Annotated in this window: 8 protein-coding genes; 7 read left to right on the top strand and 1 reads right to left on the bottom strand. The window is 56.7% G+C overall.

The features are described from left to right. Window positions 1-24: 24 nt before the first annotated feature. The gene (locus tag F556_RS0124360; RefSeq protein WP_020619618.1) at window positions 25-1,458 is read right to left on the bottom strand and encodes an MFS transporter; all 1,434 of its coding nucleotides are present in this window, start codon (window positions 1,456-1,458) and stop codon (window positions 25-27) included. 619 nt (window positions 1,459-2,077) lie between these two features. Between F556_RS0124360 and F556_RS0124365 the strand changes: the two genes are divergently transcribed. The 7 genes from F556_RS0124365 to F556_RS35080 all read left to right on the top strand — a co-directional run bounded on the left by F556_RS0124365 (window position 2,078) and on the right by F556_RS35080 (window position 16,728). Continuing rightward, window positions 2,078-2,956 (top strand): ABC transporter permease, encoded by an 879-nt coding sequence (locus F556_RS0124365; RefSeq protein ID WP_020619619.1) that lies wholly within the window; start codon window positions 2,078-2,080, stop codon window positions 2,954-2,956. 31 nt (window positions 2,957-2,987) lie between these two features. Beyond that, a complete protein-coding gene (locus F556_RS0124370) occupies window positions 2,988-3,884 on the top strand; it encodes a carbohydrate ABC transporter permease (RefSeq protein WP_020619620.1) in 897 nt (298 codons plus the stop codon). Window positions 3,885-3,965: 81 nt separating this feature from the next. Then, on the top strand, window positions 3,966-5,561 hold the full coding sequence (locus tag F556_RS0124375) for a response regulator (protein WP_169447637.1): 1,596 nt from the start codon (window positions 3,966-3,968) through the stop codon (window positions 5,559-5,561). Further along, the gene (locus tag F556_RS0124380) at window positions 5,558-7,375 is read left to right on the top strand and encodes a sensor histidine kinase (protein WP_020619622.1); all 1,818 of its coding nucleotides are present in this window, start codon (window positions 5,558-5,560) and stop codon (window positions 7,373-7,375) included. The genes F556_RS0124375 and F556_RS0124380 overlap by 4 nt, the downstream gene beginning before the upstream one ends. Window positions 7,376-7,556: 181 nt before the next feature. After that, the gene (locus F556_RS0124385; RefSeq protein ID WP_169447638.1) at window positions 7,557-9,137 is read left to right on the top strand and encodes a DUF3502 domain-containing protein; all 1,581 of its coding nucleotides are present in this window, start codon (window positions 7,557-7,559) and stop codon (window positions 9,135-9,137) included. After that, window positions 9,130-12,117: an FAD-dependent oxidoreductase gene (locus F556_RS0124390; protein WP_020619624.1), complete on the top strand. Its 2,988-nt coding sequence runs from the start codon at window positions 9,130-9,132 to the stop codon at window positions 12,115-12,117. Before F556_RS0124385 ends, F556_RS0124390 begins: the two co-directional genes overlap by 8 nt. A 39-nt stretch (window positions 12,118-12,156) precedes the next feature. Further along, window positions 12,157-16,728, top strand: coding sequence for a stalk domain-containing protein (locus tag F556_RS35080; RefSeq protein WP_020619625.1), 4,572 nt, complete (start codon window positions 12,157-12,159; stop codon window positions 16,726-16,728). Window positions 16,729-16,930 lie beyond the last annotated feature (202 nt).

Below are 16,930 nucleotides of genomic sequence, written 5' to 3' on the forward strand. Positions count from 1 at the left end.
TCTTTTTTCCATGGGTCAAGCCTGTTATAGTACATCCAATGCCGGTTCTTTGCGTGGCTGTCCTAGTAGTATGACTGCTGCAAGCAAGCCAAGCATAGCGAAGATGGCGACCGTCATAAACGCCGGTTGATACAAACCAATCGTGGTGACGGAATCGGGAGCAGCCTCGCCGATTCGACCAAGCGATGCCACCGTAATAGCCGCAACAATCGCTACGCTCAGTGCACTTCCGATAGAGGTAGACGTTTCTTCAATCCCTGAGGCCAGACCGGCGTCCCGGTCAGCAACACCTGTCAGAGCTGCAATCTGAGCTGCGACAAATGCTAATCCCATACCTAAACCGAAGAGGATAAGACCAGTATAAATAACAATATCAATTGGTTGGCCAGATGCAGCATAAGACAACAATAATGCGCCTCCAGCGATTAGGCTGGTTCCGCCTCCAGCCACCTTGCGAAATCCCAACCTGGTTGTCAGGTACTGGCCGGCATAGACGCCGGCAACGGATACGACCGTCATCAGGGTCATGGTCAGACCAAATCGGACGGCTGTATAACCAAGCTCTCGCTGAGCAAAGAGAGTGAACGTATATAGCATACCATCGACGGACATGATGCTAGCCATGCCGACAAGGTTGCCACCGATTAAAGTACGAGATCGAAAGATACGAAGGGGAATCAGCGGGTCCCGGGAACGGGATTGAATGAGAAGGAAAAGGGTGAAGAGGAGGCAAGATACAGCTAATAATCCAATACTTTTTAAGCTTGTCCATCCTACTGAGGGAATGGCATAAATGGTATAGACGAGAACAAACAAAGCGATTGTAACCGTAAGGGCTCCAGCGAGGTCGAATACTCGCTTGACCGTCGCTTGCTGTTGCTGACCGATACTGAAGACGCTCATGGCAAAAACAACAACGCCAATTGGAACGTTAATAAAAAAGATCCATTCCCATCCCAACCATTCCGTCACGGGGCCACTGATCAACAAGCCGGCGGTGGCTCCGATTCCCCCGAGCGACCCCCATACCCCCAGTGCTCTGTTGCGGGCGGGGCCTTCCGGAAAGGTCGTCATGAGAATGGAGAGGGCAGCCGGTGTCATAAGAGCTCCGGCGATACCTTGCATTGCTCTGGCCGCAATCAGGATCTGGTAAGACCAAGCAAACCCGCACAGGAAGGATGCGGATACGAACAAGCACACCCCGGTTAAAAACATCCGTCTGCGGCCAACCAAATCAGACAGCCTGCCACCCAGCAGCAGTAGCCCCCCGAAGGTTAGCGAGTAAGCGGTAATGACCCATTGCACAGCTCCTGCTCTGAAATCAAGATCTGCTTCAATGGAAGGGAGTGCAGTGAAGGTCGATGTCGAATCTGTAACAACCATAAAAAAAGCAGCACATAGCAAGAACAGAACTATTCCGGGTCTTGGGGGAGCAGGCAAACTTTGATTGGAAGTCATGTGATCTCTCCTTTCTGCCTACTATCCTATCACGTTCTTACAGGACGCAATTCTTATCGATTGCTAAAGATGACAAGGTGTCGTTTTAATTGGTTGCCCCGGGGATCCACAGGGACAGATGACAAGCGGCCTTGTACACTGTTTACCTGCAGTACGGGGGCATGGAAGATTATCTGGCCCATCCGTCGCCGGCAAGGTGTGCGGACAGTGGCTATGGTAAATTTAAGGTGTTAGCATAAAACAACCGGAACCACAGCAATACGCTCTGCTAGCAATACCGGCACCCTTCATTCGGAGGGTGCTTTTTTTGCGACAACTTGCGTAACGGCCACAAGGGCCGCCCTCCTTCTCGACGTAGGACGGTTAGTTATTCAGGAGGACTCCTAGATAAATTCGCCCCGAAGTAAAGAAAGTGGAATGTTCACCCCCTCAACTTGTAAACCAACCTCCCCCGACCTTCATTATTTGGAACTGAAATCACAGATGTAAACACTTACAATTGAGATAACGAATCAACAGCAAGGAGAGAATCCATGTGCAAACACAAGAGACGACAAGGCCGATAGTGTCTAGCAAGGCCAAGCGAAGTAGAACAAAACGGCAGTTTTTGAGGGACAACTTGGTACTGCTGACGCTCACGCTGCCGGCACTCCTCTATTTTTTGATTTTCCACTATCTCCCGATGTTCGGCATCATCATGGCATTCAAGGATTTCAAGTATCACTTGGGGATCTTCGGCAGTGAGTGGATTGGGTTTAAGAACTTCGAATTTTTCTTCCTCTCCAACGATGCTTGGCGAATCACCCGCAATACGGTCGGTTACAGCGTCCTGTTCATTGGGATCGGCACCTCGGCAGCGGTGACAGTGGCGTTGCTGCTCTATGAAATTAAGAATCGATTTGCGCTGAAGTACTATCAGACGACCATGATTTTCCCAACATTCCTCTCCTGGGTGCTGGTAGGCTACATTACGTACACGCTGTTTAATCCCAGTCTCGGGGTGTTGAATCAGGTGTTGTCGTTCTTCGGCGCTGATAGAGTCGACTGGTACGCGAATCCTGCCTATTGGCCCTATATTCTGACGGCGGTGAATGTGTGGAAGACGATCGGACTCAGCTGCATCATCTATTATGCGGCCTTGATGGGCATTGACAGCGAGCTGTACGAGGCGGCCAAGATCGATGGCGCGAACCGCTGGCAGCAGACCAAGGCAATCTCGCTCCCCTCGTTGCTTCCCGTCATCACCATCTTGACGATCTTGGCGATCGGTGATGTGTTCCGAGGAGACTTCGGCTTGTTCTACCAGATTCCCCGAGATGTGGGCATGCTCTACCCATCGACGGATATTATCGATACGTACGTGTTCCGCGGGCTTCGTCAAGGCAATCTGGGCATGACGGCTGCCGTCGGTCTGTTCCAGTCCTTTGTAGGTTTGGTGCTGATCCTGATCGTGAACAGCATCGTCCGCAAGCTGCGGCCGGAGAATGCCCTGTTCTAGCAAGAGGATTCCATTCAAGGAGTGAAGCTGTATGACCAAAAGAAGTCTGTCTCTGCGCAACCCCGTCTTCTGGGTACACGCCTTTTTTATCCTGTTCAGTCTGTGTTTTCTAATTCCGTTTTTGCTGATCATCGCCATTTCGTTGACCAATGAAGAAGAGGTGCTCCGCGGCGGGTACAGTCTGTTTCCCTTCCCGCTTGATTTCACCGCCTACCGCGTCGTGTTCCAGAACCCGGAACAGATTATCGACTCGTACCTCGTCACGACCTTTCAAGCCGCCTTCGGGACGATTGCCAGTGTGTTTATCATGTCGCTGTGCGCGTACCCGCTCTCCCGTCAATCGTTTCGCTGGCGTGGCCCGATTACGTTTTATATCTTTTTCACCATGCTGTTCGGTGGCGGATTGATCCCCTCATATATTCTCATTACGCAATACTTGAATCTGGGAGACACAGTGTGGGTCTATATACTGCCCTCGCTGGCCAACGCGTTCCACATCATCATCTTCCGTACCTTCTTCCAGGGGCTGCCCTATGCCATCATTGAATCGGCCAAGATGGATGGTGCCAGCGAATGGCGCATCTACTTCCAGATGATTCTGCCGCTCTCCAAGCCGGTGCTGGCGACCCTGGGTTTGCTGGGGGTACTTGCCCGCTGGAACGAGTGGTTCACTGCCCTCATCTACATCCGCAGCGAGAGCTTGTATACGCTTCAGTATTTGCTCCAGCGCATCTTGCTGGAAGCGGAGTTTATTCGGCAGATGGCAAGCGAGGCACCCACGGGAATTGATTTTGGCGTATTCACCGTACCGACGGAGACGGTACGGTTTGCGCTTGCCATCGTGGCGGCCGGTCCGCTGCTCGTCATTTTTCCTTTTTTTCAGAAGTATTTTGCCCGGGGATTAACGATCGGTAGCGTTAAGGGCTGATCGGACGGACATGCGCTATAATAGAAGCATAACTATGCAATAGCGTATTCAAAAGTTCGGTTTCTCAATGGGGAGATGAGGATGATGTACAATTTGCTGTTATGTGACGATGAGCCAATCATATTGAAAGGGCTTACGCGATCCGTACCTTGGCAGGATTATAAGCTGCAAGTGCAAGCGAGCTTCGAGGATGGACGTGAGGTGATAGCGTACCTGCAAGAGCATGAGGTCGATGTAATCCTCACGGATATCGACATGGCGGATGTAACGGGACTGCAGCTGGCCAAGCATGTGGCTCGGCATCACCCGCAGGTGAAGGTCGTCATCCTGAGTGGGCTCAAAGATTTTGACTACGCCAAGCAGGCGATCCAATACAATGTATTCCACTATTTGGTGAAGCCGATTGACCTCGATGAAATCGACGATGTGATGAGCGAGCTCGTCCGTCAGCTGGATGCAGAGCGGGAAGAGCGGCAGCGGCTGGCCCGGGAGGAACGCCGGTTTGCCGAGGTCCTGCCGATGCTGCGTGAACAATTGTTTACCGATCTCCTGCTGGGCGCGCTCCGCAACCGGCCGGAAACGATTCAATCCAGGCTGGAGCTGCTGCAGTTGCCAGTCACTATCAAGAGTCAGCGGACAGCCGTCTACCGACTGATCCTGAGTCGCGAGGCTGGAGAGGCTGCCGGAGTAAGCGATCGACAGAATGATAGCGCTATCCATTATATCCAGGCTGAGCTTCTTGAACTGCAACTGGCATTCGGCATCCTGCTCCGGTATGGCCGCGAGACGCGACTGATTGCGGTAGGCGAGGCAACGGAACGTTCAGATTCGGAGCAGTCACTAGAGTCGGAACTGGCCGCGCTGGCGCTGGCCGTGGCGCAGCTGTATGGGTTGAAGGTGATCTGGCAGTTGGAGGCTCGATATGCCAATCTTATGGAAGCGGCGCAGACCATTGTCCCGGTTCAGTTGGATTGGGAGCTGTCGGAGGGAGCCTGCCGGGAAGCCGTACTGAAGCCAGGAGAGTACGAGCGCCTGGTCCAACAGTACAAGCTCTTGGTGTCCAATCTGTACGATGGCAATACGGACCAAGTGGCCAGTCTTGCCGATCGGCTGTTCCAGGAGATGGAGCAGCTGCCGATTATCATCGTACAGCGACTGATGATCGATCTGTTCGCGATGATTTCAAGCCATATTGCCGACTGGGGTGGCCGGGTTGGCGGGTTAACCGGAGGTCAACTGGATTATTCGGAGCTGCTGCGGCAAAAATCGCATGAACAGATCAGACGGTGGTGTCAGCGGGTCTTCGATCTCATCCTGGCGCATATGTCCTCTGGCAGAGAGAAAACGCATGAGAAGCTGTTTGCCAAAGTAAAAGCGTACATCCAAGCCCATTATGCAGAGGACGTCAATTTGGAGGAAATGGCAGATCAGGTGTATCTGAACCCGGTCTATTTCAGCCGACTCTTCAAGCAGGAGATGGGAATCAATTTCACGGAATATGTGACCAAGGTAAGGATGGCCAAGGCAAAGGAGCTTCTTCAAAGCGGCCGCTACAAATCGTATGAGGTCAGCGAAATGACGGGCTATCGCAATAGCAAATATTTCACCAAGGTATTCAAGCAGGAAACGGGCTATACCCCCATGGCCTTCAGCCGGATGTTCGAGGAGAGCGAATGAGTCGCTTGCAGAGCAAGAATCGGAGCATCTGGCAGGTCGTACGGACCTACAAGCTGAATAGTCTGTTCGTGCGTAATCTGCTGGTCATCTTCATTGTCATCGCCATCCCATTCACCGGCATCTGGCTCATCATGAACCAGCATAGCCGGGCCATCCTGGAGGACGAGATCAGCGCTGTTCATCTGAACTCGCTCTCCCGAATCAGCGAGGTATCCGACAGCGTGATGGCGCAGACCGATCGGATGGCCACCAAGCTGGCGCTGCTTCCTGACGCCCAGGCATTTATGAAATTCCCCGACTATATGCGCAATTTCCAGACAGGCGTTATCAATCTGGGGCGCAGCATCTCTTCGTTTATCCATGTACACGATTATATCGATTCCATACATCTATACTCAGAGGTCAATCAGTTCATCATCTCCAACAACAACAATACCGCCGCTGCGTCCTTCCGGGATAATAACTGGCTGGGTGAATATGCCCGGCAGGCCAATGACCGGTCGTGGACGATGACTCGCAAAAAATTTGACCGTTACCCGTACCTGCTCTCCGTGGTGCGACCGGCCGCATCCATTGACCGCTACATGGCGGGGGCCGTCATCATTAATCTGGACATCCAACGCCTTGGCATGCTGCTGAACCAGACGGAGCGTGCTGACGGAGAACTGATCTATATCATCAGCAACACGGGGGAGATCATCTACAGCCAAGATACGGGACAGTTGTTCGCCGACGCGGGGCAGGTGCCGGCGCTCTCGGGGACCGCTGTCGTCATGCAAGCGGAATCGCGCATCGTACGGCATGAGAAGGATCGCTATGTGGTCTCCGTTATCCCCTCATCAACGATGCCCTGGCGGTATGTATCCATTCTGCCTATGGTGCATGTCGAGGAGCAAGTCCAGACGATGAACCGATTCTACAGTATGGTGCTGGCGGGGAGTGCAGTCGCAGTCCTGCTGGCAGTCATCCTTATCTCGCTGCGCACTTACGGCCCGCTCAAACGTCTGTTGACCCTGATCGACAACCCCGAGGCATGGGAGGAGCGGCGGCAGAGAAGGCCAAGCAAGTCCAGAGAGCGATTGAATGAGGACGAGTTGCATTATATTGCCGATGGCATCTTGTCGACGGCCAAGTCCAGGCAGGCGGCGGAGAAGGAGCTGCAGCACCGAATCGAACTTCTCGGCAAGGCGCAGACGGCAGCCCTACAAGCGCAGATCAATCCCCATTTGCTGAGTAATACGCTAGACAGCATGCAATGGATGGCGATGGAGCTGACGGGCGGACGCAACGAAATATCCCGCATGGTGCAGTCGCTGTCGGCTCTGATGAAGGCAAGCATGCGCAGCGACAGTCACCTCATTACGGTTGCGCAGGAGCTGGAACATGCGCGCCGTTATATCGAGATCATGGAAATTCGATTTGCGGAGAGGCTCGCCTTCGAGATAGAGGTCGATTCTTCGTTGCATGAGTGCAAGGTCGTACAGATCATCCTGCAGCCGTTGATCGAGAACGCGATTGAGCACGGGATTCGGCCAACACGCAGGCCGGGCAAGGTTAGCGTATCTTGCGAGCGCGAGCGGGACTGGCTGACTTTTATTATCCGAGATGACGGCGCCGGTATTCCTGCCGGTGAGCTGGAGGAGCTGAATTCACGGCTCAAACGGGAGTACACCCTGGAGAGCGACCACATCGGCCTGCGCAATGTCAACCAGCGCATCAAGCTGTTATTCGGTGAAGCGGCGGGCATAACGGTGAAGAGTGAGAGCGGGCGGGGGACCGATGTGTATGTCCGGCTTCCTTTTATCGAGGGGTGATTAGTAGAGCTTGTCCGCCAAAGTAGGGAATCTACACCATCAGAAGTGACCGGAAGTCGAGAAAGTGGAAGGAATCTTCAGGAATTAGAATTGATCCGCAGAAAAGGGAACCGATACAATAAAGACAGAAGCGCTTCCAAAAAAATGAACCACAGCGTGGGGAAAACGGGGGATGAGTCGGATGGCATGGAATAGAAGAAGAGGCATGGGCTTGGCGACACTGGTAGCGGCTGTGATTGTAAGCGGTTGCTCGAATGATTCGGTTAATCTGCCGAATACGGGAGAGGGACCGAACGCCACACCTGGCGGTCAAGTGGCTGAGGCCGATCCGGTTACGCTGAAATGGATGCTCGGGGGCCCCGGCAAGCAACAGGACTCGGACCGCGTATGGGCAGAATTCAACGAACGTCTACAGGCGTACTTGCCGAATACGACGGTGGAGTTCGAGATTGTACCCTTCAGCGAATATAGGGAGAGATGGCAGCTGATGTCTGCTTCGCAGGAGCGTGTCGATTTGGCTTGGCACGGTTATGTAATGCCGCTCGCCGATGAGGTCAGCAAGGGTGCCTATCTGCCGCTGAACGAGCTGATCAATGAGCATGCGCCGGAGCTGCTGGAGACGATTCCGCAGTGGGTGTTCGACCTGGTGACCTTCGATGGCGATATCTATGCCGTGCCCAACTACCAGCAGATGACGGATTTGCGGCTGGGAATGCGCACGCCCAAGGAGCTGGCGGATGAGTTTTTGGATAAAGAAAAGGCGGAGGAAATCTTCTTCGCAAGGGAAGCGACGCCGCTTGACCAGGCCTCGTATGACGTGTTAAGTGAGTATTTCGAGAAGCTCAAGCAGGCAGGCCGGATCCAAAAGGGCGTGAGTGACGCCATCTGGACGGACCATAACAAGGGAATCATTCTGGCAAATCCGTATGTCATCCCGTTTGACGACAAGACCTATACAGTTAGTCTGGCTGATGAGCTGCCGGAGCGCATCCTGCAGCAGCAGGTTGCAAGAGAGTGGTTCCAGAAGGGCTATGTCCGGGAGGATATCCTGAGCAATACGAACCGCAGACAGGACGAAGGCAAGCCGGACGGCTACATTGCCTATTTTCATGAAAATTTCGAGGGACAGAGCCTTCGGGAGAGTGGGAAGAGAGGTTTTCCGGTTGAAGTGGTGGCTATGCAAAAGGAGTTTCAAATCTCACGGCTCAATAGCGCGACGAACACGGCAATCGCCAGGCAGTCCAAACATCCGGACCGGGCGATGCAGCTGCTGAGTCTGATCCAGTCGGAGGAAGGCAAGGAGCTGTACCGGCTGCTGGTGAACGGTATTGAAGGAGAGCATTACACCGTGGTGAGCGAGAACCGCATCGAGCTGACGGATTTTGGCGAAACACAGGATACCGCCCAGCATCCGTATTCCCTGCCGAAATGGGTAGTAGGCAACACCTTCAATGCTTATGAGACGCAGTTCGATGAAGAAGGCTGGAACGACTACGTACTTGAGCTGCACGAGACGGCGACCATCCATTTGCTGGTCGGTTTCCAGCCAGACCTGGAGAGTGTGCGTACCGAGCTCGCTCAGATTAGCGCAATCAACCAGGAATATCTGCTGACGGAGTATTCCACGCGCCCGCTGGATGAGATTAGAGCAGAGAAGGTGGACCGCATCGAGCGCGCCGGTGGCAACCGGGTGAAGGAACTGCTGCAGGAGCAAGTAGATGCCTTCCTGGCCGAGAAAGGAATAAACAAATCTGATGGCTGATATCGATATTGTCGTATTGGGAGGCGGGCTGGCGGGGTGCGCGATGGCAAGGCAAGCGGCGGAGCTCGGCCTCCGGGCTGCCATCGTCGAGCGTCGCGGCACACTGGGGCATGAGATCGTAGCGACCGACCGGACCTGGCTGCGCAACGGCTCTTCGGATGCAACGATCCCTGTGCTTGGTGGAGGTCTGCGCAAGCAGCTCCTGCAAGAGCAGCTGGATGCGGGCCAGGTCCCGCTGTTCTTCTCCGCTGCTGCCGCCCTGGCGGTTGGAGAGGAGGGCACAGCGGGCGTGCTGATCGGCAACAAGTATGGCTTGCAGCTGTTGAAGGCCCGGGCAGTGGTTGATACGACGGGTCATGGCGTCGCCGCTCGACTGCTTGGTTTCGCCCAGCCGGTTGCCGGACCAGCACTGGTTCGTTATGTCATGGAAATGGACAATATCGACTACTTCTTCGAGTCCCGGCAGCGGGTGCCCGGGGAGCTGGAGCTGCTGGGCGATGAAGTGTTGTGCCGCGAGAGCGTCAAGAGCCGGACGCTGCAGGTGGAGTTCGCTTTTGTATCAGCCCTTGGCGAAGGCAGACGCAATGCCCGGGCTATCCTGGAGAGCGAAGCCAAGCGCCGGGCCTATCGGCTCGCCTGCTGGCTGAGGGAGCATGTCGAGGCATTTGCCTCGTCACGGCTCAGCTATCTGCCGTGGGAGGCCTGGATCGGCGGTGTTGATGAGGAAGGGGCTGAATTGCTGGGACAGCAAGCGGGGGCGGAACAGCCAGAGGAGCGCAAGGAGACAGAGGGGCCAGAGACGCCGAACGGACTGTATCGTCTCTGGGCTCCCACACATCCAGCGCTCTCGACCTCTGACCTGGCGGCGCTGGAGAAACAGGCAAAGGTGTTGGCCCAGCAGATTCTATCGGAGCTGCCGACCGGCGCGCGGCCTGTGGCGGGCTTTGCGGCGGGTCACACCTATCTGCCCGTGTCAGATTGCCAATTCTCGGCGTATGACGACTCCAGGCTGGACGTCGATTTGATAGCCGTTGCGTTTGATGATGCGCAGGTTCGGCAGCGGATTGCCGCCCCAGCGATTGTTGCGGGCACCGGCACGGCCGGCACGATGGCGGCGGCCGCTTTGCGGGAGATGGAGGTCTCGCCAGTTGTGCTGGAAGCCAACAGCGAGCTTGGCGGCACTAGCGTAGTCGGTCTGGTTAGCGGCTACTGGAACGGCTACCAGGGCGGCATGAACCGCCGCCGCGACCGCGCGATTGCCGACATCGCAGCGGAGGTGACGGGCAAGCGGATGACGACCGATGTCGCGTCGTCCATTATCTTGCAGCATCTGGCCCTGGAGCCGGAGATGCCCTGTATCCACACGGGCACGCTGGTTTGCGGTACGCTGACGGAGGGCAAGCGGGTCAGGGGCGTGCTTGCCGTCGATGACTACGGTCTGTTTGCAATCGATGCGCCCGTCACGATTGATGCCACGGGCGATGCTGATGTCGCTTATCTGGCGGGGTGTGCTTATGAGTATGGCGATCCCCGGGATGGCACGACCCAGACGGCCAGCCTGTGGGGCGAGGACCACTGGAAAACGAGAAATGTGATGGATTACCGCTATTTCACGGATCTCGATATGATCTACAACGACAAGTACTCCGAGCTGCTGCGGGGCCTCTATCTTGGTCACCGCCACAACAGTGACTATCGCTTCTCGCCGATGCTGACTGTCCGCGAGTCGCGACGCATTGTCGGGGAGGCACGGCTGACGATGCGGGATATCGTGCAGGAGACGGTGCCTGAGGATTGTGTCGGCGTTACGCAGACGCCGGTTGATTTTCACGGGAGAGGCTCCGCCTATTTTGTACATCTGGGGCTGTATGAGTCACATTACAAGCTGAAGGCTCGCATTCCTTACCGCTGCTACATCCCCAGAGGCTACGACGGCGTGCTGGTGACGGGCAAATCCTTCTCCAGTACGCGGGATGCCGCCTGCATCGGCCGGATGAACGCGGATCTTCGGCATGCCGGTTACGCGGTCGGATTGGCTGCTTCGATGGCACTGCGTTCGGGGACGGATGTCAGGAGCATTGACGTGACCGCGCTTCAGCAGCAGCTTATTGAGCGGGAAATCTTGCCGGACTGGGCGCTTGCCGCTCCGGAGGAGCCTGTGGTCGGCGCGGGGGCCGAAGAAGTGAAGACGATGCGTCTGCTGATGGCTCCCGGTCTTGAGGAGGCCACCCGTGCGACGCTGGACGAGGAGGGTGGCCTGAACGCGCCCTCGGATGAACGGCTCCGTCTGGTGCGGGCCTGGTTCGGGGACGAGACAGCGCTGGGCGAGCTGGCCGAGCTGCTGGAGCGATTCGTACGCGGTGGCGAGCTGGATCGGGTGAGCGCGGTGTCGGCGGATGAAGACAAGATGCGCAACCGGCAGATCAATCAGTGTATTGCTCTGCTGGGCAAGTCCGGGAATACCCGGTACGTGCCGACGCTGGCGCTTGTATTGGACGCAGCAGGCCCGGGTGGCCCGGTAGCCTATCATAAGCAGAATGCGTATGGCAAAGGACGCAGAGACGCTCACCGCGTGCCGCATTATGCGCGGCTGTTGACGTTGTGCCATGCCGCAGAGCGGCTGGCGGACGAACGGCTTTCCCCGGGAATCGCCAAGCTGCTAGCAGACGGAACCTTGTCGGGATATCTGGCTCCGGAGAAGCACGGCGACGTGCCGCCCTTCTTTTGCTCTTATCTGGAGCTTTGTATCGCGCGAGCCGCTGCCCGATGCGGCGTCAGAGCGGGAGCGGCCCGGCTGGCCGATTATGCAGGGGATGCCCGTTATGTGCTGAGTCGGCTCGCACAGCGCGAACTGACTCTGCTGGCGGGCACTGATCAAGGTAAGACACCCGATGACTGGCATGCGTGGCTCGCTGCACAGCCGTCGTTTGCCAGTACCCCTTATACAGGTCCTATCGTGGGGTATGATGACGAGCCTTGAGACACGAAGACCAATTTGGTAAGTGGGAGGCAGGAATAGATGAGGAAGAACATGGCATGGGTGCTAATCTTGGCTTTGATCTGGAGCGCGTTTCCGGCAGCAGGGACGGCGCAGGAAGATACGCCGCAGGAGCTGCCGGAGCTTGAAGTTGTGCTGCAAGAGGACTTCAATGATGAGCCTGCAGGCTGGACGGTGCATCCGACCTTCACCCGGGTGCAGCGTCCGGGAGCAGAGCCGGGGGACTACATGATGCATATTCCGGCGGGTTCCGCCAGCCGGCATCTCTCGCACAGTCTGAATGCCTACGAGGGCACCCTTACGCTAGAGGTCGAGGTCAATTACGCGGCGTCCGCTACCCAGATTAAGGTACCGGACTTGTTCATCAACGGTAATCAACAAGGCGTCCTGACCTCCGTTATTGGCAACCGTTTGTCTGTGCCTTACTTCAATCCCGACACCGGCACCAATGTCCGCAAGACGACACCCATGGCTCCGAATGAGTGGCACAACATCAGGATCCAGGCCAGTACCGTGACCGATCGTTTCTCGCTGTGGCTCAATGATGTACCGTTCCTGGAAGACGTGCCGTTCTTCAATGGCACGGATGCCGTCTCCCTCTCACAGATTCGTTTCACGGCACATACGGCAACCGATCCGGAATTCTATGTAGACAATGTCTTCGTGTACAAGGGTGAGGCGCGTATCCCGGTTGCGACGGTGCCGCTCAGCAGCTACCTGCTGCGAAGCGTGCTGTTGCGTGCGGACGATCCAACCCTGATTGCGGGAAATTTCAAAACTGAAGCCGAGCATTCGCCATATGTGGCGAACGGCGTCTTCATGCTGCCGATCGGCGCGGTCGCCGCAGGCTTGCGGGCCGACACCGGATACGACGAAGCTACGAAGACCCAGCGCATCTCCAGGCATGGGGTGGATGTCCTGGTGACGGCAGGTGCCGCCGAGGTCCTCGTGGGCGGGGTGCCGATGCCAGTTGATGTTCCTGCGGTTGTGACGGCGGGGACGCTGTATGTCAGTCTGGACGCCGCCGCGCTTATCCTGGACAAGGAAGCGATATGGGATGCGGCGAGCGGGCTGGCGATACTGGCCTACGCCGATGTGATTCCCTCTGGGGATGCGCTAGGCATGCTCTGGTCCGAGGCCGAGGCACTGCTCGATACCGTACCTCTGCCATCCGCGGACATCTATGTGGATGCTGCTGCAGCGCCGGGCGGAGACGGCAGCGAGAATGCGCCGTTTGCTGCCTTGGAAGAAGCCCGGGCGGCGGCCCGGATACTGATTGCCGCTGAGGCGACAGGCGATATCCGGGTCATACTGCGGGGAGGCACCTATCGGCTGTCGGAGAGCTTTGTGCTGACGGATGCAGATTCTCCCCAGGCCCCCTACACGATGACCTACATGTCTTATCCCGGGGAGCGCGCGGTCGTCGAGGGCGGGACAGTTGCCAGCGGCTGGCTGCCTCATGGAGGTGGCATCTACAAGGCGCCGCTGCCGGCAGGCAGCCATCCGCAGACCCTCTATGAGAGCGGTACGCGCGCGTCCATCGCCAGACATCCCGACACCGGATATCTCCGCATGGTCAAGTCCGAAGCCAGCCCGCGCAGCGCATTCATCTTCGAGCCGGGTGACATCCCGCAGGTGGCGAAGCCCGAGGAGCTGCAGGTGTTGGCCTGGCCGGGCGGGCCAGGTGGCTATATCAACTATTCCACCTTCCGCTCTGCAGTTGTCTCAGTCGACTATACCGAGCGTCTGGTTGCGCTGGTCCGCTCCGCGACGTATGAGCTGGGCACAGGCTCGCGTTATTATATGTACAACGCCCCGGAATTCCTGAATGCGCCGGGCGAGTATTATGTCAATCGGGCGACCGATGAGCTCTTCTACATGCCCTACGGAGATCTGGACGAAAACGAGGTACTAATACCGGCGGATCACGACCTGATCGTCATTGATGGCACGCCCGAGGCACCCGCTCGCAACATTGTACTGGAGGGACTGGTCCTGCACGGCACTGACCTGGGGCGGGATCTGGTGTCCATTGCCAATGCCCACAATATTACAGTGCATAAGTCCGAGCTGTTCAACAGCGGCAATATTGGCATTCATATCAAGGAGCATGCCAGACAGAACGTAGTGGACAACAATCTGATCTATCAGACCGGCTTCTATGGCGTATACATTGCCGGCCGCCAGAATACGAGCGAGAACGAAACGTATGGCAATGTCGTCACCAATTCATATTTACACCATGTGGGAGAGATGAACGGCAATGCCGCCGCCATTCGAGTAGCCCATGCCTCCTATTCACTGGTTTCGCACAACCGAATCCGACATTCGCCGCGCAACGGGATTCATATTATGGGAGCACCCGATCCGTCGCTGATCGGACGGACCTTGGACGGCATTCTGGTCACGGAGAACAATGTCAACGATTTCAAGGTGGCCCGCTACAATACGGTGGAATACAACGACGTCTCCGAGGTGGTGCAGGACTCCATGGATACGAACGCGATCGGCATGTGGGGTGCGGGCGTGCGCAATACGATTCGTCGCAACAGTGTGCACCATGTCAACCTGCCGCAGATTACGCTGAATCGCAGCCATTCGTACTGGTTTCCGTTGTACCTCGACGAGAATTCCAATGACCAGATCCTGGACAGTAATATCGCCTACAGCAACCAGCTCACGGGGGACGGCGTGCAGGCTGCCGCATTCCATGATAACGCTTCGAAGGATGCGATACTCACGAACAACGTCTTCCTCGATGCCAATTACAGCAAGTCCGTAGTCAGTGTCAATGACATGAACACAACCGACCGCCGCTCGACAGGCCTGGTGGCGGAGCGCAATCTGATGAGCGGGTTCAACGGGTACGTCTATACCTTCTCGAAATGGACGGACCAGACGGTCACTTCCGTAGACCGCAACTTCATGAACAGCGGCGACGGCCGTTATCTGCTGCGTGGCAACGGTCCGGCGCAGACGCTGGAGGAGTGGAAGACGTACGACAACCGTAACTATGATGCGCACTCGCTGACCGGGGAGCCGCTCTTCGCCAACGCGTCCGGGGACGACTACCGTCTGCGATACGCTTCGCCGGTGTATGCGACGGGATTCCAGGATATTCCGCAAGGCGAGATCGGGCTGCAGACGGATTATGCCTTCGCCGATGCCTCCGAACCGGTGGAGCGACTCTACCTCTCAGCCGCAGGCGACGACAGCAAGCGGGCCTGGGCTGCGCTGCCGATTGGCGACAGCAGGCAGTTGGAGGTGACTGTGCGCACCGCCAGCGGGTACCGGTGGGATGTGCAGGACGCCTCAGTCACGTACATCAGCAGCAATCCCCAAGTGGCCGTGGTGGATGCGGCTGGTGAAGTGACCGCGCTGGCCCGGGGGACGGCAGAGATTACGGTGTCCTACAGCCGCGGCGGCGTCACGCTAGCGGCAGGATACGAAATTATTGTTGATGACGAGCTCGAGACTTTGCAGTTGCATGAGGTGCGGCCGGTTTACCGGGTGCAGGAGTCCTTCGTGCCTCTTGTGCTGGCCGAATCCGAGTTCGGCCATCTGGTACGCTTGGATGATGCCGTGCTGAGTGCGAGCGATTCCAGCGTCGTCATTGACGGCCAGACGGTCACCGTGACATCGCCGGGCACCTACACGCTCACGGCTGCTTCACCCGGACATCCCGCGCTCAGCGTATCTGTGGACTTCATCGTTCAGTCCGAGGTACTTGCGGGGGTGGAGGTCACGCTGGACCAGGCTGTTTACGAAGTAGGAGAGACTGTCGCGGTCTCCTATACCTTGCTGGATTCGGCAGGTGAGGAAATGGATGCGAGCGAGGCGAATATCACGTTTACCGTCGATGGGGAGGACGTGCTGGAGCTAAGTCAGGGGCAAGTGCTGGCTACTGGTGAGGGCATAGGCAGCATCGTCGTCACCGCCGATCTCGAGGGTCAGGTCCGCTCCGGTCGTGTCGACGTGGCCGTCCAGCCAGCGGGGGCACAGATCCCGGCGGGCTATACCTTGAGCAACTACAACCGCAGTGGATTGAATCCGAGCGCAGGCTATGCCTATGAAGCGGCAGGGCGCATCCATATGGCCACCAGCGGCTTCGATGCCTGGGGCACGGAGGACAGCATGGCCTTCCTGCACAGGGAACTGACGGAGGCGGAGGAGCTGACAGTAGAGGCAACAGTTCACGTGCTGCAGAACCCGCCCGCTATCGAGGCCTCGGGAGAAATCGCCATCCATGCGGCGGCAGGAGTAATGATCCGGGCGGAGGATGCGGCCTCCAGCCATAACGTCTTCGTGCGGTACCGGCTTAATGGGGATGTCATTATGTCGTATCGCAACCAGGCGTATCCCGCTTCAACGCGTGTGAGCGGCGGTGAGCCCGGTCAGCCGGTCCAGGTAAGACTGACCAAGAATGGTGATCAATACACCGGCTATTACAAGAACGGGCTTGGCGACTGGATAGAAATCGCGACGATTACCGTACCTATGGGCGATGATGTACTGGCGGGCATTGGCCTCCAGAGCGGCAGCCAGGGCAATATGAACCGGGCCGAATTGTCCGGCCTGTTGATTACGGAATAGAAGCGCGAACGACAAATATCAGACTTTAAAAAAAGGCCGGATAGGCACGGAATCGAATCTGGAGAAGCGAAGCGTTCGCCTTTGTCCCCGGATTTCAACCGCTAGAGCGGTTAACAATCAAGAAATCTGGGGACAACAGCGATCGTAAGATCGATCCGTGACTGTAGGCTTTCTTTTTGAAGGCAATCTGAAATATACGGAA

Source organism: Paenibacillus daejeonensis DSM 15491, assembly GCF_000378385.1.
In the GTDB taxonomy this organism is placed as follows: domain Bacteria; phylum Bacillota; class Bacilli; order Paenibacillales; family Paenibacillaceae; genus Paenibacillus_D; species Paenibacillus_D daejeonensis.